General features: G+C 49.8%; 20 protein-coding genes. 14 read left to right on the forward strand and 6 right to left on the reverse strand.

Annotation, left to right across the window (positions count from 1 at the left end; all coding sequences use genetic code 11):
* The first annotated feature begins 9 nt into the window (after window positions 1-9).
* Together RDN79_RS06385 and RDN79_RS06390 are read left to right on the forward strand one after the other, a co-directional pair.
* A complete protein-coding gene (locus RDN79_RS06385; protein WP_298552399.1) occupies window positions 10-3051 on the forward strand; it encodes an efflux RND transporter permease subunit in 3042 nt (1013 codons plus the stop codon).
* Between the two features lie 4 nt (window positions 3052-3055).
* A complete protein-coding gene (locus tag RDN79_RS06390) occupies window positions 3056-4348 on the forward strand; it encodes a TolC family protein (protein WP_298552401.1) in 1293 nt (430 codons plus the stop codon).
* A 143-nt stretch (window positions 4349-4491) separates the two neighbouring features.
* Here RDN79_RS06390 and RDN79_RS06395 read toward each other — a convergent pair whose 3' ends face one another.
* The 6 genes from RDN79_RS06395 to RDN79_RS06420 form a co-directional block, all read right to left on the reverse strand.
* A complete protein-coding gene (locus RDN79_RS06395; protein ID WP_298552404.1) occupies window positions 4492-4998 on the reverse strand; it encodes a flavodoxin in 507 nt (168 codons plus the stop codon).
* 43 nt (window positions 4999-5041) lie between these two features.
* Window positions 5042-7078, reverse strand: a complete 2037-nt coding sequence (locus tag RDN79_RS06400; protein ID WP_298552406.1) for a thiamine pyrophosphate-dependent enzyme — start codon at window positions 7076-7078, stop codon at window positions 5042-5044.
* 162 nt (window positions 7079-7240) lie between these two features.
* Complete coding sequence (locus RDN79_RS06405; protein ID WP_298552408.1) at window positions 7241-8602, reverse strand: dihydrolipoamide acetyltransferase family protein; 1362 nt, start codon at window positions 8600-8602, stop codon at window positions 7241-7243.
* A 16-nt stretch (window positions 8603-8618) separates the two neighbouring features.
* Entirely contained in the window at window positions 8619-9359 is a 741-nt protein-coding gene (locus RDN79_RS06410; RefSeq protein ID WP_298552410.1) for a lipoate--protein ligase family protein, read from the reverse strand.
* Window positions 9360-9362: 3 nt separating this feature from the next.
* Window positions 9363-10712, reverse strand: coding sequence for a dihydrolipoyl dehydrogenase (gene lpdA, locus RDN79_RS06415; RefSeq protein WP_298552412.1), 1350 nt, complete (start codon window positions 10710-10712; stop codon window positions 9363-9365).
* A gap of 194 nt (window positions 10713-10906) precedes the next feature.
* The gene (locus tag RDN79_RS06420) at window positions 10907-11509 is read right to left on the reverse strand and encodes a nitroreductase family protein (RefSeq protein ID WP_298552413.1); all 603 of its coding nucleotides are present in this window, start codon (window positions 11507-11509) and stop codon (window positions 10907-10909) included.
* A 170-nt stretch (window positions 11510-11679) separates the two neighbouring features.
* On the opposite strand from RDN79_RS06420, the gene RDN79_RS06425 reads away from it, so the two are divergent.
* The 12 genes from RDN79_RS06425 to RDN79_RS06480 all read left to right on the forward strand — a co-directional run bounded on the left by RDN79_RS06425 (window position 11680) and on the right by RDN79_RS06480 (window position 22150).
* Window positions 11680-12942 carry a hypothetical protein gene (locus RDN79_RS06425; RefSeq protein WP_298552414.1) on the forward strand — a complete coding sequence of 421 codons (1263 nt, stop codon included), beginning with the start codon at window positions 11680-11682 and terminating at the stop codon, window positions 12940-12942.
* Window positions 12943-13113: 171 nt separating this feature from the next.
* A complete protein-coding gene (gene rpmB, locus RDN79_RS06430) occupies window positions 13114-13353 on the forward strand; it encodes a 50S ribosomal protein L28 (protein WP_005638129.1) in 240 nt (79 codons plus the stop codon).
* A 19-nt stretch (window positions 13354-13372) separates the two neighbouring features.
* The gene (gene rpmG / locus RDN79_RS06435; RefSeq protein WP_005642977.1) at window positions 13373-13561 is read left to right on the forward strand and encodes a 50S ribosomal protein L33; all 189 of its coding nucleotides are present in this window, start codon (window positions 13373-13375) and stop codon (window positions 13559-13561) included.
* 14 nt (window positions 13562-13575) lie between these two features.
* Window positions 13576-13728, forward strand: coding sequence for a DUF4295 domain-containing protein (locus tag RDN79_RS06440; RefSeq protein ID WP_298552416.1), 153 nt, complete (start codon window positions 13576-13578; stop codon window positions 13726-13728).
* Between the two features lie 205 nt (window positions 13729-13933).
* Window positions 13934-15058 (forward strand): DNA polymerase III subunit beta, encoded by a 1125-nt coding sequence (gene dnaN, locus RDN79_RS06445; protein WP_298552417.1) that lies wholly within the window; start codon window positions 13934-13936, stop codon window positions 15056-15058.
* A gap of 10 nt (window positions 15059-15068) precedes the next feature.
* Window positions 15069-15839, forward strand: a complete 771-nt coding sequence (locus RDN79_RS06450; protein WP_298552419.1) for a 3'-5' exonuclease — start codon at window positions 15069-15071, stop codon at window positions 15837-15839.
* A gap of 5 nt (window positions 15840-15844) precedes the next feature.
* Entirely contained in the window at window positions 15845-16996 is a 1152-nt protein-coding gene (locus tag RDN79_RS06455; protein WP_298552420.1) for an iron-containing alcohol dehydrogenase, read from the forward strand.
* Between the two features lie 51 nt (window positions 16997-17047).
* Window positions 17048-18259 (forward strand): bifunctional phosphopantothenoylcysteine decarboxylase/phosphopantothenate--cysteine ligase CoaBC, encoded by a 1212-nt coding sequence (coaBC, locus tag RDN79_RS06460; RefSeq protein ID WP_298552421.1) that lies wholly within the window; start codon window positions 17048-17050, stop codon window positions 18257-18259.
* Window positions 18256-19161, forward strand: coding sequence for a DUF4835 family protein (locus tag RDN79_RS06465; protein WP_298552422.1), 906 nt, complete (start codon window positions 18256-18258; stop codon window positions 19159-19161). Before coaBC ends, RDN79_RS06465 begins: the two co-directional genes overlap by 4 nt.
* Window positions 19162-19173: 12 nt before the next feature.
* Window positions 19174-20838 carry a DNA repair protein RecN gene (gene recN / locus RDN79_RS06470; RefSeq protein WP_298552423.1) on the forward strand — a complete coding sequence of 555 codons (1665 nt, stop codon included), beginning with the start codon at window positions 19174-19176 and terminating at the stop codon, window positions 20836-20838.
* A gap of 65 nt (window positions 20839-20903) precedes the next feature.
* Window positions 20904-21707, forward strand: a complete 804-nt coding sequence (locus RDN79_RS06475; protein WP_298552424.1) for a hypothetical protein — start codon at window positions 20904-20906, stop codon at window positions 21705-21707.
* 2 nt (window positions 21708-21709) lie between these two features.
* Complete coding sequence (locus RDN79_RS06480; RefSeq protein ID WP_298552427.1) at window positions 21710-22150, forward strand: hypothetical protein; 441 nt, start codon at window positions 21710-21712, stop codon at window positions 22148-22150.
* Window positions 22151-22206 lie beyond the last annotated feature (56 nt).

Raw genomic sequence — 22206 nt, forward strand, 5'->3', positions numbered from 1 at the left:
TGATAAATAATGAATCTTCCAGTATATTCCTTAGAGAATAAGAAGATTATATATTTCTTTTTGGCCATCATGCTGATCGGGGGTATATATTCTTTCTTTAAATTGCCGAAGAAGGAGGACTCGCCTTTCGTAATCAAGCAGGCTGTTTTGGTTACGCAATATCCGGGCGCTACTCCTCAAGAGGTGGAGAAATTGATAACGGAGCCTATCGAACGGGAAATTCAGTCCATGTCGGATGTCTTTCAGATCAAGTCTGAATCTTATTTCGGCATGTCGAAGATCTCGATCGAATTGCAGCCGACTTTGGCGCCGGATTACATGCCGGTCAAATGGGACGAGTTGCGTCGTAAAGTGGCGAATATCCAGCCCCGCCTTCCGAGTGGCGCCTCCGCCATTAATGTGAGTGACGACTTCGGGGACGTGTTCGGTATCTATTACGCTCTGACTGCCGATGAAGGCTTTACCTACGACGATATGCGCGATTGGGCGCAGAAGATCAAGACCGAGCTGACGCCTATCCAGGGCGTGCAGAAGGTCTATCTGTTTGCAGAACAGACGCAGGTCGTGAATGTGCGTATCTCCGTACCCAAGCTGGCAAACTTGGGGATCGACCCGAACTCGATCCAGCAGGTCCTGCAAACCCAGAACCTGTTGGTCAACACGGGTGAGATCATGACCGGGACCTATCAGCTTCGCGTGCGTGCCGAAGGTACGTATAAAAGTATACAGGACATACGCGACCAGTTGATTGTCACCAAAGGCGGCGGCGAAGTCCGTCTGGGTGATATCGCCACTATCGAACGGGGCTATATGGACCCGCCTACCAACCTGATGCGCGTGGATGGCAAACGGGCCATCGGCATCGGTGTGGCTACGGGAGCGAAAGATGACGTCGTGGCAGTCGGTAATGCGGTTGCCGCCCATCTGAAAGAGATGGAGCAACTTTTCCCGATCGGTATGGACTTGAAAACCATCTATCCGGAAAACCAGATTGCCAACGAAGCGAATAACGGGTTTATCCTGAACCTGATCGAATCGTTGCTCATCGTAATTGTGATTATCTTCCTGGTGATGGGATCGCGTGCCGGTATGCTGGTGGGCAGTTCGCTGCTTTTCTCGGTTGGCGGCACGTTGCTGATCATGTTGATCTGGGGCGTCGGACTGAACCGTACGTCGCTTGCGGCTTTCATCATTGCGATGGGTATGTTGGTGGATAACGCGATCGTGGTGACCGATAATGCGCAGGTCGGCATCAAGCGCGGCCTGTCACGCTACCAGGCGTTGGTCGACGGGGCTACCAAGCCGCAATGGGCGTTGCTGGGTGCGACCTTCATCGCTGTTTGCTCTTTCCTGCCGATGTACTTGGCGCCGGCTTCCGTGGCCGAGATTGTCAAGCCGTTGTTTATCGTGCTTGCCGTGTCTCTCGGACTGAGCTGGGTATTGGCTTTGACGCAGACAACGACTTTCGGTAGCTTTATCCTGAAGGAAGCCAAGCCGGGAGAGGCAAAAGACCCGTACGACACGAAGTTGTACCATAAGTTCGAGCATGTGTTGGGCCGCCTGATCAAGCGTCGTTATCTGACGCTCGCTTCGGTTGTGGCGACTTTGTTTCTGTCCTTGTTCATCATGGGGATTATGCCGCAGAGCTTCTTCCCGATCATGAACAAGCCCTATTTCCGTGCCGACCTGATCTTCCCGGAAGGGTATGGGATCGACGATGTGGAAAGGAATGTGATCAAGATAGAGGAATATCTTAAGAATAACGAGAATATCAAATCCTATTCGTTCACGTTGGGGGGCTCGCCGGTGCGTTATTACCTGGCAAGTTCATCTATCGGTCCGAAACCGAACTTCGCCAATGTCTTGATCGAGACCAAGAACGCGAAGGATGCGCAGAGCGAGGAAAACAAGTTCTATGAATATATGGTAGCCAACTATCCGGACATCCTGACGCGTTCCGCTTTGTTCGCATTGTCTCCAGTGCCTGATGCAGCCATCGAGATCGGCTTCGTCGGCGATAATATCGATACGTTGGTGGCGTTGACGCAGCGTGCGCAGGAGATCGCCCGCAAGAACGACATGGTGATGGAAGTGCGTAACAGTTGGGGAAACAAGGTTCCGGTATGGAAGCCGTTGTACTCGCAGGAAAAAGGTCTCCGCTTGGGTATCACCCGCCAGCAGATGGCCTATTCGCTTCGTTCGGCTACCAACGGCGTGCCTTTAGGCGAATATCGCGAGGGGGATGTGTTTATGCCGATCCTGCTGAAAGATGCCGACCGGGATTCCATGAACCTGAACGACATCAAGACCTTGCCGGTCTACAGCGCCAAAGGGCGTTCTGTCAAAGTAGAGCAGGTGATCGACGATTTCTCGCTCGATTACGAGTACAGTGTCGTGAAGCGTTACAATCGCCAACGTTATATGATGATGCAATGCGAACCGAAACGCGGCGCCAATACGATGGCTGCTTTCAACCAGTTGTGGCAGGAGATCCAGCAGGAGGTACAGGTTCCCGAAGGATATAAACTGCAATACTTCGGCGAACAGTCCGAACAGGATAAGGGCAACAAGGCGATTGCCGCCAATATCCCGTTGATGTTCGGCCTGATCTATGTCACCCTGTTGTTCCTCTTCCCGAAATATTACCGGAAGCCGGTCTTGATCATGTGTATGTTGCCGTTGATCTTCATCGGTGTGGTACTGGGATTGCTGGTGTTCGGCAAGTCGCTCGATTTCTTTGCCATGCTCGGTCTGTTAGGTCTGATCGGTATGAATATCAAGAATGCGATCGTACTGGTGGACGAAATCGGATTGCAGCTCAACAGTGGCTTGGCGCCGGTCAATGCTGTTATCGAGGCTACGAAGACGCGTATCGTTCCGGTGACGATGGCTTCGGGAACGACGATCTTAGGTATGTTGCCGTTGTTGGGCGATGCCATGTTTGCCGGTATGGCGGCGACGATTATGGGAGGTCTGTTCGTTTCGACCATCCTGACCATTTTCGTGCTTCCGGTGACCTATTGTATATTCTTTAAGATTAAATCGGTATAATAAAATGAGAACTCAAATAATTATCGGTTGCATGCTGTTGGGGGGGTTATCTGTGGGAGCACAGGAAAAGCCTGTCACGGCTGCAGACTACAAGCAGAAAGTGCTTGAGTATAGCCGTCAGATCAAACAGAGTGCGGAAGAACGTATTGCGATGCAGCATGCTATCAAGGCGGCCAAGACCGCTTTCTTCCCGGCTGTCGATTTCTCCGGCAGCTACCAGTATCGTATCAATAAGTACGACTTGGATTTCGGGCCGGGCATGTCGGTCGAAATGGATCACAACACCTATAGCTTGGGAGCTACCGTAAGCCAGCCGATCTATGCCGGCGGACAAATCTACAACAATTACAAGGCCGCCCAGATACAGGGAGAGATCGCTTCCGAAGCGGAAGACCTGACGACGGATAATATCGTGTATGCCGCCGACCTGAACTACTGGTCTGCCGCTGCCCGTAAGGGCATGTACGATGTCATGTGCCAGTATGTCGATATCGTGCAGGAACTGGCAAACGTGCTGACTACCCGTTTCAATGACGGACAGATCAGCAAGACCGACCTCTTGCAGGTACAGTCCCGTTTGAAAGAAGCGGAATTGAACAAAAGTGCTGCCTACAAGGACTATCAGATCGCCTTGCAGAACCTCAACGTGCTGATGGGGGTTCCTCCTATGACGCCGGTAGAGATTGCCGATGCCATCACGATGGTCCAGCCGTTGCCTATGCACATAGGGGAGGAGGCCGCTTTGCAGAACCGGCCGGATTTCACGATCTCCCGATTGAATATCGAATACCAGAAACGGCAGATCAACTTGTCGAAAGCCAAATATAATCCGACACTGGCGATCGGTTTCCAGGGAACCTGGGGCACTCCGATGCTGAACGTGAAAGGTTCCGACCAGCTTTGGACACCAGCCGTGTTCGCCTCCCTCAAGATACCTTTGTTCCGTTGGGGCGCCCGTTTCAAAGAGGTCAATTCCCAGAAAGCCATCTTGCGCAGCAAGGAGTATGCGATGGATTATGTACGTGACCAGATTTCCCAGGAGGTAGCCAATTCCTGGACCAGCCTGACGGAAAACACGAAGCAGATCGATGTCGCCGAAGAGGCCTGCAAGATCGCCGAAGAAAACCTCGACCTGAATACGTTCAGCTATAACGAGGGGAAACTTCCGATCCTCGACGTCCTTTCCGCCCAGCTTTCCTGGATTCAGTCTTATAGCAGCCTGATCCAGACCTGGTATCAGCAGAAAGCATCCCTTGCCCAGTATAATAAGGCGGTGGGTATTCGTCGCTTGCAGTAATCGGAAAACACCTTTATTACAATTTTTTAGGCACGGATTTCACGGAAAACACGGATGAATTTATTTTCTTTCCGTGTTTTCCGTGAAATCCGTGCCTAAATTATATTCGCTCAGCGAGTGGACTTTAGTCTGATAATGATTGATTACCGGAACTCTTTTTTCAGTTCCGTGACCCATTTCAGGATGCGTTCTTCCGTCTGCTCGGACTGGTTCTCGATGTCGAGGGCGAGTCCCAGGAAATGCCCTTCCTTGACGGCTCGTGATTGGGTGAAGTGGTAATCGCTGACAGGCATGAAGCCGACCAGTTCCGCGTTGCTCTTGATAAAGGCTTCCGCCAGAATGCCGATTCCATCGACAAAATTGTCGGGATAGCGTTCCTGGTCGCCGAGGCCGAAGAGGGCGACTTTCTTGCCCGTCATGTCGATGGATTCTATTTCCGGTAGAAACTCGTCCCAGTAGGTCGGCAGTTCCCCGTCGAACCAGGTGGAAGTTCCGGCAATGATGTTGTCGAACGATTCGAATTCCTCGCGTGTCGCCCCTTCGATCGGGATCAGGACGACCTCGTTTTCCGCGAAGGCTTCTTGTATTTTCAAGGCGACTACGGCTGTTTTAGCGGTTATGCCACCATAGAATAAACCTATTTTCTTCATTCTGTGTACTGTTTATAAGAGACGGATTGCCCCGTCTCTTTCATTAATATTCTAATAATGTTTTTGCAGCGTTGTAGATCCGTTCTTCACCCGGCAGGATCGCCTTTTCGAGGACCGGATGGAAACCGACAGGGGTAAAGGTGGAACCGACGCGCTGGATCGGAGCGTCCAGATAGCGGAACATCTCCGTCCCGATGATTCCGGCTATTTCCGCACCGAAACCGGAGAACACCTTGTCTTCATGTACGATCAGCACCTTGCCGGTCTTTTTCACGGAGGCGAAGATCGTTTCCGTATCGAGCGGGATCAGCGAGCGGATGTCGATCACTTCCACCTCCCAGTCATGCTCTTTCTTCAGCTTTTCGGCGACAGTCAGGCAGAAATGTGTCGTATTGCCATACGTGATCACGCTCAGGTCGCTACCCGGCCGGCGGATGCGGGCTTTTCCGAAAGGAACTTCGAAGTCTTCCGGCACGAAACCGGCCGCTTCAACCGAATTATATTGCGCTTTCGGTTCGAGAAAGACGGTGAAGCCCTTCGAACGTATGCTGGTGCGCAACAATCCAGCCGCATCGTCGGCAAACGAAGGATAGACGATGCGGGCCCCCGGAATGGAGGTCAGCGCTCCTTCGATCGTCTGCGAATGGTAGAGTCCGCCGCCGATATAACCGCCCGATGCCAGGCGGAGCGTCAGGTTAGGGGTGAACTGCCCGTTGCTTCGCCAGTATTCGTGTGTACATTCGACGTATTGCTCGATGGCCGGCCAGAAGTAATCGGCAAATTCGGCTCCTTCTACCACGACGTGTATTTTCGGGTCGAAGCGGCACATGCCGTTGGCCGTGCCCACAATGTAGTCTTCGGCGATGGGAGCATTGAAGATACGTTTCGGCCCGAACTCCTGTTGCATGCCTTTGGTGACGTTGAACACGCCGCCTTTGTCTTTGTTAGCCACGTCCTGTCCCCACAGGAATGTATTCGGGTTATGGCGGAATTCAGCTTTTAGTGTTTCGTTGATTGCGGTTACCAGTGTTTTCTTTTCGCCATTTTCTTCTTTGTGTGTGCCGTCTGTATATTTCTGCGGTTGGTAAGGTTCGGGCAGGACATAGTCGTAGATCGTTGCAGGATCGGGTTCGGGAGCCGCCATCGCTTTGCGGTTGGCAGCGCTCAGGTCTTTTTTCGCCTGCGCTTCTATCTGCTTCAGTTCCTCTTCGGTCAGGCGATTGTAACGGAGCAGCATACGGCGGAATTTTTGCAGCGGATCGGCTGTTTTCACGTAGGCAAGTTCGTTTTCATCGCGATACAAAGTCTGCTTGTCGGAGTTCGAATGGGAGCCGATGCGCACGCAGTTTGCATGGACGATCACCGGATTATGCGTATTGATCGCATGTTCGCGGGCTTCGGTCATGGCGTTCATCGAGTCGAAAACGTCTTTCCCGTTGCAGTGGATGATGCGCAGGTTCTTGAAGCCGGAGAAGTTGTCGGCTACCTTGCGGTTGGCCGTCTGGTCCTTTTTGGGGACGGAGATGCCGTAGCCGTTGTCCTGCAAGACGAAGATAACGGGGAGCTGCTCGTTGCTCGCCCCGTTGATGGCTTCGTAGACGTAGCCTTCGGAAGTGGCGGACTCGCCGTGCGAAGTGATCGCAACGCCCTTATGATCGTAATAGACCATTGCGCGGGCGACACCTACGGCGTGCAGGTCGTGTGTCCCGGTCGCCGAGGATATGTTCTCGATATGCCACTCCGGCTTGGCGAAATGGTTGGACATGTGCCGTCCGCCGCTGGACGGATCGGTCGCTTTCGAGATGCCGTTCAGGATGATTTCTTCCGCCGTCATTCCGGCGGACAGGACGGTCAGCATATCGCGGTAATAGGGAAAGAGGTAATCCTCTCCCTGGTGGAATACCTGCCCGATGGCGAGCTGGATGCCGTCATGTCCGGCATAAGGGGCATGATAGGACCAGCCTAAGGACTGGAGCAGGTAAGAAGGCGCCTTTTCATCGAGCGCCCTGCCGAGACTCATCAGGTAATACCATTTGCGAAGGGTCTCGGTATCGGTCGTTTTTATATCGTATCGTTTCATACTTTATTATTTTAGTTGTTTACAGTTTCCTCGGTAAGAAACTTTTATTTCCTCGGCAGGGAACTCTCGTTTCCCAGGCAGGAAATTGTAGTTCCCTCGGCAGGAAACGCGAGTTTCCTACAGAGGGGAACTATAATATGTTGTTTGTTAGCGATTAATATCCTACTTATCCCACTCTTCCAGATAATCCGCAACCCGCCGCAAGAACTCGCCGCCGAGGGCGCCGTTGATGATCCGGTGATCGTACGACAGGGACAGGTACATCTTGTGGCGGATTGCGATCGTATCTCCTTCGGGTGTCTCCACGACGGCCGGTTTCTTTTCGATGAAGCCGACGCCTAAGATGGCCACCTGCGGCTGGTTGATGATCGGCGTACCGAACAGGCTCTTGAACGAACCGAAGTTGGTGATCGTGAAAGTTCCGCCTTGTATATCGTCCGGCATCAGTTTACCCGTGCGTGCTTTGGCGGCAAGGCTGTCGATGCTGCCGGCAAGGCCGTTCAGATTCAACTTGTCCGCATCGTGTATGACCGGAACGATCAGGTTGCCGTCCGGCAGCGACACGGCGATACCCAGGTTGATATGCTTTTTCAGAATGACCTTGTAACCGTCTACCGATGCGTTCACGTATGGGAATTCAGCCAATGCCTTGGCCGTGGCTTCGGCAATGGCAGGCATATAGGTGAGCGCCACGCCTTCGCGTTTGAAGAAGGCCTCTTTCACGCGGCTGCGCCATTTGACGAGGCGGGTAACGTCGGCTTCGACAACGGTCGTAACGTGAGGAGACACTTTTTTCGACATTACCATGTGGTCGGATATGATACGGGCAACGTGGTCCATTTCGACCGTTTCGTCTCCGGTGACAGATGCCGGATTGCGTTGATCGTCGATGGTGGGCGGCGTTGACTGGTGACGGTGTCCACCGTCGACCGTTGACGACGCGTTGCGTTGATCGTTGACGGTGGGCTGCGTCGACGGTTGGCGCAAGTTTTCGGTTTCACTTTGTGGAGCTACTCCGCTTTTCTTCGTCGTTATATAGTCTTTGATATCTTTTTTGCTGAGACGCCCTTCGTAGCCGGTTCCCGGAATGGCATCCAGTTCGGCTTGCGATATTTTGGCTTCCTTCGCCAGTTGCAGCACGATGGGAGAATACCATCTTCCGTCTTCTTCCTTGGATGATTTGACGGGCGGGGCGGGTTCTGCCGGGGCAGACTGTACCGTTGTGCTTTCGTTGCTTTTGGCCGCTGCGGGAGCGGGGCTTTCGGGAGCTTCTTCCTCTTCGCCTTCCAACCGGATCAGGGCGACGGTTGTGCCGACGGCCACCGTATCGCCTTCGGCAAACAGCAGTTCGAGCACTTTTCCGGCTACCGGAGAGGGGATTTCGGCACTGACTTTGGCGGTGCTCACTTCAAAGAGGACATCGTCCTCCTGAACAGTGTCGCCTACTTTGACGGACCAGGAGACGATCGTCCCTTCCGTGATGCTTTCGCCCAGTTTGGGCATTTTTATTTCAAATGTCGACATAGTTTTAATGTGTATTTTATGTTCTGATATTGAAGGTCCAGGCCGGCGTCGCATATTTGTTGTCACGCAGGGACCGGATGGCGTTCAAATCGTTTTCAGTGAATGAATAGGGACGGGGGGCCGTCCTGTTTTCCGTAAAATAGTTCAGAAGCGCGTCTCTGAATTCTCCGATAGATATCGCTTTGCGGGTATAGGTGCATATATTGGTGACCGGGCTTTTTACGGACTTGACATAAAAAGGAGCGGGCTTCACCTCATTTATCTCCGGCCTCCGCCTTGTACTTTTGAGGGCGGTCGCCAGGTGATAGAGGTCGGTGGAGAAAAGGAGGGTGGCGTGGTGCAAGAGCCTGCCTTTGTGGATGGATTGCGCACTGCCCGATATTTTCAGCCCGTCGATCGTGAGTGCCTGCCGTTCGTCAGCTTCCGCCCGGATGCCGAATGTGGCAAGGAAGGCGATCAGCCGGGCTGTGAAGGTGGCGGATGCAAGTTCCTTGCTGTTTTGTATGAAGGTGACATTCAGGTTGCCGGAATCGTGATAGACGGCCCCGCCGCCGGAATAACGGCGTACGACTTTGATGTGCTTCTCCTCTATATAGTTATGGTTTATCTCGTCCCATACGTTCTGATGCTTCCCGATGATGACGGACGGTTCGTTCTGCCACAACATGAAGATGTCGTCCGAAAAGTTCTTGAGCAGATACTCTTCGGCCGCCAGGTTGAACCAGGCATCGGTGTATGGATTGTCGATATAAAGCATAAATCAGAGGTAGAGGCTTTCATGTATCACCTCTCCGACAGTCGGATGGGGGAATACGGTTTTCTTGAATTCATCGACCGTATAACCGTGCTCGACGGCGATACCGGCAATGACGATGATCTCCGATGCCGGATTTCCCAACAGGTGGCAACCGATGATCCGGCCGTTCACGTTTGTCAGGAGCTTGCATAGCCCGTTGCCGGTTTCGTTTTCGGCGACAAAACGGCCGGAGTAGGTCATGGGGATCTTGACAAGGTTGTAGTATTCTCCGTTCGCCTTCAATTCCTCTTCCGTCTTGCCGACACCCGCCACTTCGGGATTGGTGTAGACGACGGCGGGAATGGCCCTGTAGTCCATCCAATCCTCATGCCCTAAGATATGGTTGACGGCAACCTCGCCTTCCCGATAGGCCGTATGGGCCAGTTGCGAGAATCCTGTGATGTCGCCGGCTGCATACACGTGCGGATGGGAGGTCTGCATATATTCGTTCACCCGGACACCCCGTCGGTCCGTCTCGATGGAAAGGCTTTCCAGGCCTAAACCGTTGGTGATGGCCCGGCGTCCTACGCTCACCAGGATTCTGTCCGCCGGGATCGCATTCGTCTTGCCGTCTTTCTCGACAATGACCTCTTTCGGGTTGACCTCGATCACTCTTGTACCGAGATGGAATTCCACGCCTTTCTTGGCATATTCGCTCCGGAGCATGGCGGAGGCCTCTTTGTCCATCGCGCCGAGTATTTCCGGCATCATCTCGATCACCTTCACTTTTACTCCCATGCTGGTAAAGAAAGAGGCGAACTCGATCCCGATCACGCCGCCGCCTATGATGGCAAGTTCTTCGGGAAGCTCTTTACTGTCGAGCGCTTCCCGCGAAGTCCAGTAGTCTACGTCCGAGAGTCCCTCGATGGGAGGGATTACCGTTTCGGAACCGGTACAGAGGAGTACGTTTTTGACGGTGAAAAGGTCGTTTCCGCAGTCTAAGCGGATCCTTCCGTCCGTTTCCCCGTTCAACACGGCAGTACCCTCGACGATCGTGATCCCGCTTGAAGTGAGTCGCATCTTCACGCCGGATGTCAGCTTTTTGACCGTCCGGTTCTTACGCCCGATGATCTTGTCCATGTCGAAAGACGGCGTCCCTTCCGGTGAAATGCCGTATTTGGAGGCTGTTTTGAAACTGTCCAGTATCTTGGCGGAGTATAATAACGTTTTTGTGGGAATGCAGCCTTCGTTCAGGCAGACGCCCCCGATGGCGTTCTTTTCGAAGAGGACGGTCTTCAAGCCCCCTTCGGCTGCCCGTTCGGCGGCGGTATAGCCCGCCGGCCCTCCCCCTATGATTGCAATATCGTAATTCATGTTTGTGCTTAATTTAGTTTGACATTAAAAAGAGAAAGATGCTCCGTTGCCATTTCGACAGCAAAAAGAGGGGTATCGCTTCCAAATAGAAACGTTAAAAAATATTACCCTTGCTACTAATTCCATTTATATGCACTACTAATCCGATTTAGATGGGGGCGTAGTGACATTTTGCTAATGGGCCACTTTCTCTTTTACCCGAAAACCAGGACTCTTTTGTCCAGCGGCTTGTACTCTTTCGGTCCGGGTCCTTCCGTCGGCGTCCCGAAAGGCATCTGGGCAACCAGTTCCCATTTCGGGTCGAGTTTCCACTCCGCACATACGGTTTCGTCGATCAGCGGGTTGTAATGTTGGAGGGATGCGCCTAAGCCGGCATCTTCCAGCATAGTCCAGATAGCCAGTTGGTGCATGGCGGAGGTTTGCTGTGCCCAAACCGGGAATTTGTCGTAGTAAGTAGGGAAGGAGTCTTGCAACTGTTCGACGACCGCTTTGTCTTCGTAGAACAGGATCGTCCCGTAGCCGGCGGCCAGGCTTCCGTCTATTTTAGCTTCCGTTCCTTTGAAGACTTCCGCGGAGACAATTCTCTTCAATGTCTCTTTCGTGATCTCCCAAAGTCTTTTATGGTTCTTGCCTAACAGCAATACGATGCGGGTCGATTGCGAATTGAAGGCGGAAGGGACGTTCATGACCGCGAAGTCTATGATTTCTTTGATCTGTTCGTCTGATATCGGGGAACTGTCCGTGATGTGATAGTAAGTTCTGCGATGTTTCAATGCTTCTTTAAAATCTTGTGCCATAATGAATACGTTTTTATTTTATGTTTCTTTGAAAAGAAAACCATCAGGAGTCTGGTTTTGTTGCAAATACGGCTTGTTGTTTCACGAATAGCCCGATAGAATTAATCTATCGTGGGCGGATTACCGGTGAAAAGGCTGTATCTTTGTCTCCCAAAAAGAGTGAAAGAGGAATGATTGGAAAAAAATTGCCGGCTGTTTTTCGGGTTATGTTTGCCATATGGGTGATCCTGCAGGTTTGCCTGGTGGTTAAATATTGGGATATGCCCAACCACGATGATGCTTTGGCTTACGTGAAACTGGCTTCGGAATGTGTCGCGAGGGGCACTTGGTATCCGGACGTGCATAACCGATATGACGATTTTGTTTTCGGTCCGGGCTATGTGAACCTTTTGATCGGGATCTATCATCTTTTCGGATCTTTCTCTTTTGTCCGGTTGCTGAATTTATGGATGAATATTGCAATGGTATTTGAAATACGGGAGTTGGCCGGACGGATGTTTTCGAATAAAACGGGGTATTACGCCGCTATTTTATATATGTCGATTTTTTCGAACCTATATGCCCCGATAGCCGTATTGACTGATTTGCCTTTTACTTTCCTGTTGTTGACAGCCTTGCTGTTGTGCAACTTTCGCCGGCTGTTTCCTGTGGCTGTCGCCGGGGTGTTGATCGCCCTGGCTAACTGGTTCCGTCCGCTGGCAATTGTCTTTTTATGCGTTATTTTGCTCCTTTTCATCGTGCAAAAGCGCCGCTGGCAGTCTTATGTCGCTTTGGCCCTTCCGCTTGTCTTGACTGTTTTTCTGATCGGGCAGAGTGCGAAGATGAGAACCGGTCATTTTGTCTATCAGGCGGTGTCCGGAGGCTATAACTTGGCCATGAGTTCTTTTGATGAAGCAAACGGTTTGGTCAATTTCAACGGCTTCAGTGATCCGGACAATTATATTTGCCTTCCTCCCGGAGATTATACCTATATGGAGCGGGACAGCCTGTTGAAGCGTGCTGCGATCCGCTGGATATCGGAGCACCCGTTTCAATATATTTCCCAACTGCCTTTCAAGTTGGCCGCTTTATATTGTGAAGATACCTGGACGGAGCGTGTGAAGCCGGATATGGGATTTAGAGTAGTACTTTCAACGGTACAGGGTAACGATTTGAAATTGATGGAGTTGATGGCTGTTCTGGCATTGAAAAGCATTGTCTATTACACCGTGCTTTTGCTATTTCTTTATTACGTTTGGACGAACCGGCGCGATCTGCTACGGGAACGGAATGTCTATCTCCTGATCCCTGTTTTAGGTACGGCTGTAACGGTTTTGTTCGTGATCACTTCCCGCTATCATTATCCTTATTTGTTTGCGATGACAATCTATGCGGCGGCGGGGCTTGACATTCTCATACAGAATAAATTAAAGAAAAATAGCAGAAAGTGCTGATTTATTTGTCGATTTCTTGTGCGTGAATCAAAATAATTTGTACCTTTGTGCCCCGTAAAAGAAGAGAAACTCTATTAGAATCTTTGTTTTTGTTCAAGATGCAGTTCAAAAAGGGAAGACAGATAGCAGGAGTTGACTTAAATTTCGTAATATTAAAAAGAAAGATTAGCGATGTCTAAAATTTGTCAAATTACCGGAAAGAAAGCAATGGTTGGCAACAACGTTTCTCACTCTAAGAGAAGAACGAAACGTAAGTTTGATGTGAACCTGTTTACTAAAAAGTTCTACTGGGTAGAACAGGATTGTTGGGTTAGCCTGAATATTTCAGCCGCTGGCTTGCGTACTATCAATAAACTTGGTTTGGATGCAGCCATTAAGAAAGCTGCTGAAAAAGGTTATTTAAACGCTTAATTTGAGGAGGAAATAAGAAATGGCAAAGAAAGCAAAAGGTAACAGAGTTCAGGTGATTCTTGAATGCACGGAACACAAAGAAAGTGGTATGCCGGGTACTTCTCGTTATATTACTACAAAGAACAGAAAGAATACAACTCAGAGATTGGAGCTGATGAAGTACAATCCTATCCTGAAGAAGATGACGTTACACAAAGAAATTAAGTAAGAGGAGATTAAACAATGGCAAAAAAAGCGGTTGCAACATTTAAGAAAGGTGACGGTCGTACCTATTCTAAAGTAATCAAGATGGTTAAGTCCCCGAAGACCGGTGCTTACATCTTCCAGGAAGAAATGATTCCTAACGAAGCTGTTAAAGATTATTTCACTAAATAACAGAGCGTAATATCAAGATACGAAGAGAGGTTCTTCTCCATGGCGGGAAGGACCTCTTTTTTTATCTCCATTCGGGCGGTTATATGGAATATTTTCATAATTTTGTGTGGGCGAATCCGCGGCTGTCCGATTGGGGACTGTCTGTGAGTCGGACCTACAACACGTTGATAAATAATAAATAGAAACAAATAAATAATTAAGAACCATGAGATTTGATGTATCCAGCACAGCGCTGTTATCACGTTTGCAATCTATTAGCAAAGTCATTGCTTCTAAGAATTCATTACCGATCCTGGACAGTTTCCTTTTCAACCTGGAAGGTAATAAACTCACCATAACAGCTTCGGATGCTGAAACACGTCTGGTTACATCCGTTGACGTGATGAATGCACAGGGAAGCGGGCTTTTCGCCGTCTCGGCAAAAATCTTGCTCGATCCGTTGAAGGAGTTGCCCGAACAACCGCTGACTTTTGATATTAACGACGATAACCTGGAGATCTTTATCCATTTCCAGAACGGTAAATATAATTTTATCGGCCAGAAGGGAGACACGTATCCGCAGCAGAAACCGCTGAATGAGAATGCGATCTCCATCATGATGGACGCGCAGATGTTGCTGAACGGTATCAGCCGTTCACTGTTTGCAACGGCTGACGACGAACTTCGTCCGGTCATGAACGGTATTTATTTCGATATTCACACGGACGATTTGACATTCGTGGCTTCCGACGGTCATAAGCTGGTGCGCCTGCGCAACCTTTCGGTGCAATCATCGGAAAGAGCTTCTTTCATTTTGCCGAAGAAGCCCGCCAACCTGTTGAAGGGTCTTTTATCGAAGGAAGGGGAGATGGTCAGCATCAAGTTCGATGATAACAATGCCTATGTCAACTGTGCTAATTTCGAAATGGTCTGTCGCCTGATCGAAGGCCGTTATCCGAATTATAACAGCGTGATCCCGCAGGAAAATCCTTTCAAGGTGACGATCGACCGTATCTCTTTCCTGAATGCCTTGAAGCGTGTTTCCGTCTTCTCCAATCCGGCCAGCAGCCTTGTCAAGTTGCAGTTGAAGGAGAGCGAAATGCTTGTTTCCGCACAGGATATCGATTTTTCCACTTCCGCAGAAGAGAAAATTGTTTGCAGCTTTGACGGAACCGAATTAAGCATCGGTTTCAAGGCTACTTACCTGATTGAAATACTGAGCAACATCAATTCGGAAGAGGTGATACTCGAATTGGCTGATCCTTCGCGTGCCGGTCTGATCGTTCCTTCTGAAAACGAAGAGAACGAAGATCTGCTGATGCTGCTGATGCCTATGATGTTGAATGATTAAAATATAAGAAATGCAGTTAAACCTGAAAAACCCGTTGGTCTTCTTCGACTTGGAGACGACGGGTATTAATATTGTTAAAGACCGTATCGTGGAAATCTCTTTTGTCAAGGTTTACCCGAATGGAAAAGAAGAATCTAAAACGAGACGCATCAATCCGGAAATGCCCATTCCACCGGAATCGACCGCGATCCACGGCATCACCGACGAAGATGTAAAAGACTGTCCTACCTTTAAAGAAATAGCCAAATCGCTGGCCGCCCAGATAGAAGGGTGCGATCTGGCCGGATATAACTCCAATCGTTTCGATATCCCTTTGCTGGCGGAAGAGTTTCTGCGTGCAGGTGTCGATATCGATTTGAACAAACGTAAGTTCGTAGACGTACAGACCATTTTTCATAAGATGGAACAGCGCACGCTTTCGGCTGCCTATAAGTTCTACTGTGACAAGAGCCTTGAAAACGCCCATACGGCGGAGGCCGATACGATGGCGACCTATGAAGTGCTGAAGGCGCAGTTGGACCGGTATCCGGAGTTGCAGAATGATATCAATTTCCTTTCCCAATATTCAAGCTACAATAACAATGTGGACTTTGCCGGGCGTATGGTATATAACGACAAAGGGGAGGAGGTGATAAACTTTGGCAAATATAAAGGCCGTCTGGTAGAGGAAGTGCTGAAGAACGATCCCGGATATTATTCCTGGATAATGAATGGCGACTTCCCTCTGAACACCAAGAAAATACTGACTGAAATAAAATTGAGAGGTTTTAATTCGAAATAAGGACCATGAATAATTTTGAGTTTTGTAACCCTGTAAAGGTTGTTTTCGGCAAAGGTTCCATAGCCCGTTTGTCCGCTTTGATTCCGGAAGGAAGTAAAGTGCTGATGGTGTATGGCGGCGGGAGCATAAAGAAAAACGGCATCTACGGCCAGGTGACGAAGGCGTTGGAAGGATTTGAAGTGACCGAGTTTCCGGGTATCGAAGCAAATCCGCACTATGAAACCTGCATGAAGGCCGTGGAGGTCGTCAAAGAGAAGAAGATCGATTTTCTGCTGGCCGTAGGCGGAGGTTCGGTGATCGACGCTACAAAGTTCATCGCGGTATCCGTCGGTTTCGAAGGCGATCCGTGGGATATCCTTTCGAAAGGCGGCCGGATAAAGAGCGCTTTGCCTTTGGGGACGGTGCTTACATTGGCCGCGACCGGTTCGGAGATGAACGAACGTTCGGTGATCTCCCGTGCCGCGACTCGCGAGAAGCTGAATTTCGCCAGTCCGCTGGTATTCCCGAAATTCTCCGTGTTGGATCCGGAAGTGACTTATTCACTCCCTGCCCGGCAGGTGGCGAACGGGGTGGTCGATTCTTTTATTCATGTAGTGGAACAGTATCTGACCTACCCGGTCAATGCGAAGGTGCAGGATGCCTTCTCGGAAGGGCTGATGCGCGTCATCCATGAAGAGGGACTGAAGGTCTTGGATAATCCGAACGACTACGATATCCGTGCCAACCTGATGTGGGCGGCGACCAATGCGTTGAATGTCTGGATCGGTCAGGGAGTTCCGCAGGACTGGTCTTCCCACCGCATGGGCTATTCGCTGACGGCCCGGTTCGGCCTGGATCATGCACAGACGCTGGCGATTCTTTTGCCGGGCGTCATGACGTATATGTTTAAAGAGAAGCAGGCCAAGTTGGCTCGTATGGGAGAAGTCGTTTTTGGCATTGCGGATGGAACGGAAGAGGAAAAGGCACGCAAGACAATTGCGGCCTGTGAGGATTTCTTCCGCCGGATGGGACTGAAAACGCGCCTCGGTGAATGTGGCATTACGGAAAAGGATCTGGATGCCCTTGCCGCTCCTGTGGACAAACAGGGCTGGAAATTGGGTGAACATCACAATATCGACAGCCGTGTGGCACGCGAGATAATGGCGTCGCGCTTGTAATTTCATGCTTACGAAATTTCGGTTTTAACCGGAAGTATATATAAATAGGTTATGGGAAATAGTCTGAAAGGTAAACATATCATATTGGGGATAACAGGGAGCATCGCTGCCTATAAAGCCGCCTATATCATCCGTGCCCTGGTGAAGAAAGGGGCGGAGGTTCAAGTTGTTATTACCCCGGCGGGAAAAGAATTCATAACGCCGCTCACGTTATCCACGTTGAGCAGCCATCCGGTGATCAGCGAGTTTTTCTCGAATCGCGACGGCACGTGGAACAGCCATGTCGATCTCGGCCTCTGGGCCGATGCCATGCTGGTCGCACCGGCCACTGCTTCGACAATCGGAAAGATGGCGAATGGCATTGCCGACAATATGCTGGTCACGACATACCTGTCATGCAAAGCTCCGGTTTTTGTCGCTCCGGCGATGGATTTGGATATGTTTGCGCATCCTTCCACCGGTCAGAATTTAGACCGGCTCCGTTCGTTCGGCAACCGTATCATCGAACCTGCCGAAGGGGAACTTGCCAGTCATCTGGTGGGTAAAGGGCGTATGGAAGAACCGGATAGGATCGTGGCGGTCCTGGAAGATTTCTTCGCTTCCCAAACCCGGCTTGAAAAAAAAAAGATCGTAATAACTGCCGGGCCGACATATGAAAAGATAGATCCCGTACGTTTTATAGGTAACTATTCTTCCGGAAAGATGGGCTTTGCATTGGCGGAAGCGTGTGCGGAGCAGGGAGCCGAGGTGACATTGATCGCTGGGCCGGTGTCTTTGAAGGCGGTTCATCCGAATATCAAACGGATCGATGTCGAGTCGGCCGAAGAAATGTATCAGGCGGCCATGACGGCCTTTCCGGAGGCGGATGCCGGTATCCTTTGTGCCGCCGTGGCGGATTATCGCCCGGATGAGCAGGCAAGCGAAAAGATCAAACGGGAGACGAAAGGGGAAATGACGCTCCGTCTGGTTCCGAATAAGGATATCGCGGCCTCGCTGGGAGCGATCAAGCGTGAAAACCAGGTCCTGGTAGGTTTCGCATTGGAAACAAATGATGAAACGGCTCATGCGGAAGGAAAGTTGAAGCGGAAAAACCTCGATTTCATCGTGCTGAATTCTTTGAGGGATGCAGGCGCCGGTTTCCGTTGCGACACGAATAAGATCACGATCATCGACAAGGAAGGCGGGGCGACTGCTTATCCGTTGAAGAGTAAACAGGGGGTGGCCGTTGATATTGTAAATAAATTGGCAACATTATTAAAATGAGAATGATTAAGAAATTGTTATGCATATGCTTGTTGGGAGCCGTTCCTTTTATGGGCAAGGCGCAGGAGTTGAATGCCCGCATCACCATAAACAGTGATAAGGTGCAGAGTACGAATAAACAGGTATTCAAAACCTTGCAGGATGCATTGAACGATTTCGTCAACAACAAAAAGTGGACGGATGCCACTTTCGCCCTGAACGAACGTATCGACTGTTCAATGACTCTCATCATCAACGAAATGGTATCGGACAATAGTTTTAAAGGCGAGATACAGGTGCAGGCCCGCCGTCCGGTATATAATTCCAGCTATACGACTACGTTGCTGAATTATCGTGATACGGAACTCTCTTTCGACTATACCGAATTCGAACCGTTGGAATATACGGAAAATACGTTGAACAGTAATCTGATCGCAACTGTTGTTTTCTATATTTATACGATCCTCGGACTGGATTTCGACAGCTTTTCCCCGAAAGGAGGCACTGCTTTCCTCGGGCAGGCCATGCAGATCGTGAGCCTGGCACAGGCGCAACCTACTTGGACCGGTTGGAAAGCTTTTGAAAACGACCGTAACCGCCATGCTTTGGCAACGGCTCTGACGGACAATACTTCGGAGCTGTTCCGGGACATGTGGTATAACTATCATCGTAAGGGACTCGATGAAATGGCCGCAAATCCGGATCGTGGACGTACGACCATAATCGGTTTGCTTCCGGTTTTGGAGCAGGTGAAAAGTGCCCGGCCGACATCACCGTTGCTTCAGATGTTCGCCGATTCCAAACTGGATGAAGTCGTTTTGATTTATTCGAAAGCTACTACGCCGGAGAAGCAGGAAGGCTATAAGAGGTTGTCCAATCTGTATCCTGCCCTCACGACACGTATGGAAGCGCTTAAAAAGTAATCTGGAATAGCTATGCTGAAATCTTTGTTCATACGGAACTTTGTTCTGATAGACAGCCTGGACATTAAGTTCGATAAAGGTTTTTCTGTGATAACCGGCGAGACGGGGGCAGGAAAGTCTATTATATTGGGGGCTCTTTCCTTAGTCTTGGGACAGCGTGCGGATGGAAAGAGCATTAAGAACGGTTCCGAAAAATGTGTGATAGAAGCTGTCTTCGATGTCTCCCGCTATAAGCTGGAAGAATTTTTTCTCACGAATGACTTGGAGTATGATGCGGAGATTTGCATTCTTCGCCGGGAATTGTTTGCATCGGGAAAGTCCCGTGCTTTTGTAAACGATTCGCCGGTCCCGCTTTCCGTGGTGAAGGAATTGGGGAGCCGGCTGATCGATATCCATTCGCAACACCAGAATCTGTTGTTGGGGGATAACCGGTTTCAGCTGAAAGTAATCGATGTAATGGCTGAAAACGATATCCTCCTGATCCTTTACCGGAAGGAATACAACCGTTATCTGTTTTTGAAAAAGGAACTGAAAGAACTGACCGAAAAAGCTCTCCAGACCAAGCAGGAGGAAGACTATGTGCGTTTTCAGTTGGAGCAGTTGACCGATGCCGGTCTGGTCGCCGGTGAACAGGAGGAACTGGAACAGGAACTGGAAACCCTTTCCCATGCCGAAGAGATAAAAGGTTCGCTTTATAAGATAACCCAACTGCTGGACGGAGAGGAACAGGGAGCGGTCCAACTGATAAAAGAAGCCCTTTCCACCGCAGACAGCCTGGAACGCTATTATCCGAAAGCGAAGGAAATAGCCGAGCGTCTGCGTTCCGCCTATATCGATATGAACGACCTGGCTTCCGAAACGGAAGTCTTGAAAGAGGATATAGAATTTAATCCTGAACGCTTGGATTGGGTGAACGAACGTCTCAATACATTATACACCCTGGAACAAAAACACCGGGTTTCCAAAGTCGAAGAACTGATGGAATTGCAGGATAAATATAACGAGCAGCTGAAGGAGATCGATTCTTTTGATGAACAGATCGAATCGTTGAAAAAGCAGTTGGAGGTCTCTCACCGGGAATTGCTTCAACAGGCAGCCGTGTTGAGCGAGCAGCGTAAGATCGCCTCGAAAGCCATCGCATCCCAATTGGTGGAGATGGTTGTTCCGCTGGGTATGCCGAATACGCGTTTTGCAATCGATTTTGTACCTAAACAGGAACCGGAAAGCGATGGAATGGACGAAATCCGGTTTATGTTTTCCGCCAATAAGAGTGCGGAACTGCAACCGGTGGCCCAGACGGCATCCGGAGGCGAGATCTCCCGCCTGATGTTATGCATCAAGGCGATGATTGCCGGATTTACGGCGTTGCCTGCCATCATTTTTGATGAAGTGGATACGGGTGTTTCCGGGGATATTGCCGATAAAATGGGGGATATCATGCAGGAATTAGGTACGAAGATGCAGGTTTTTGCCATTACCCATCTTCCCCAGATCGCGGCAAAAGGAAAAGATCATTATTTTGTTTATAAGGAGGATACGGATGAACGGACGGTTACCCGTATCCGGAAAATGAATAAGGAGGAACGCGTGAAGGAGATTGCGCGTATGCTGAGCGGTGCTTCGTTGACCAGTGCTTCTATTGCAAATGCAAAAGAACTGTTGAAGGCGAAGAATTAAACCTTTTCACCGCTATCCGGTCATAATAGCAACCGAATATAATTGCTAATTTAAAATTGAGTGACATGAAGAGATTGAGTATTATATTAATGGTGGTCCTTTTTTGCAGCTTGCAGGGCCATGCGCAATTTTGGATCAGTTTCGGATGGAATGAACCCCATTGCCAGAACTGCCTTTGGATGGAACAGGCAATCCGCATGACGAACCGTCAGGCTGCCGAGTATCATAAGATCATTCATCGATACGGGGAAAAGATCGAGCGTGAAGCACGCAAGCATTATCGCTATTGGGACCAGTCCGCCCAGAAGATCTATAAGTTGCGTATGGAGCGGGACCGGAAATTGCAACGTCTCCTTTCACCTTCGCAGTTCCGCTTATATGTGCGTTTCGTCCGTGAGACACCGACGCGCATCCACGACTGGAGAGGTTGGTATAATAACCCGCATTATCCGAACTACCGTCCGTCCAGTTCCTGCCATCGTTATGAAGATCATTACTGGCATTGCCGGTGGGAATATACGAACAATAGATGGTTCGACCGCTTTGACGACGGCAAATGGTATCCCGGTAAGTATGATCGTCCGCAACCGAATCATAACAATGGCCGTCCGCACCATGACAATGGACAATGGAAACCGGACAAATACGATCGTCCGAACCATCCGGGAAGCCGTCCCGGTTCCGATAATCATAAGGTTAAACCCAATAGGGATAAGCGTGATAAGGACAAATATGACAAGAAACGTCCGAATCGGGATAAAAACAGACATTACGATAAGGACAAAAAAGAGGACAAACGCTCCGACAAGGATCGCACGAATAGCCGCCAGCGTACGAGCAACAGGCGGGGCATAGAGAAAAGTATCTGACAATGGGATTTAGAGTAAACCGACGCACCCTGCTTCTGATTGCCGGGTGCGTTTGGATAATAGCAGGCATCAATATCTTAAGGATCGGTATCGTCACGTGGTTGAACGATGCCCATTACTGGCTGTTCAAAGTCGGAGAGGCCATTGTCGTTTTCCTGCTTTTCTTCCAGTTTGTCTTTCGTCGTTTGTTTGTTAAACATTCCGAGCGGATCTCACAGAAAGGGGAAAAGAACTGTCCTTTTTCATTTTTCGACGTGAAAGGCTGGGTCGTGATGATCTTTATGATTACTTTCGGCGTTACGATCCGTCATTTCCAATTGCTACCCAACTCCTTTATTTCGGTATTTTATACCGGACTTTCGTCTGCCTTGATTATTACCGGCATCTTATTCCTGATCCGGGCTTATTCTTCGTCCTACCATAAGCCGAAAAGCGATAGCTAAGATAAAGTTGGCCATATAACATATGTTTGTTTGTTTTTGAATGCCACCCGAAGGTA

This window comes from uncultured Parabacteroides sp. (assembly GCF_902493135.1).
Classification (GTDB): Bacteria; Bacteroidota; Bacteroidia; order Bacteroidales; family Tannerellaceae; genus Parabacteroides.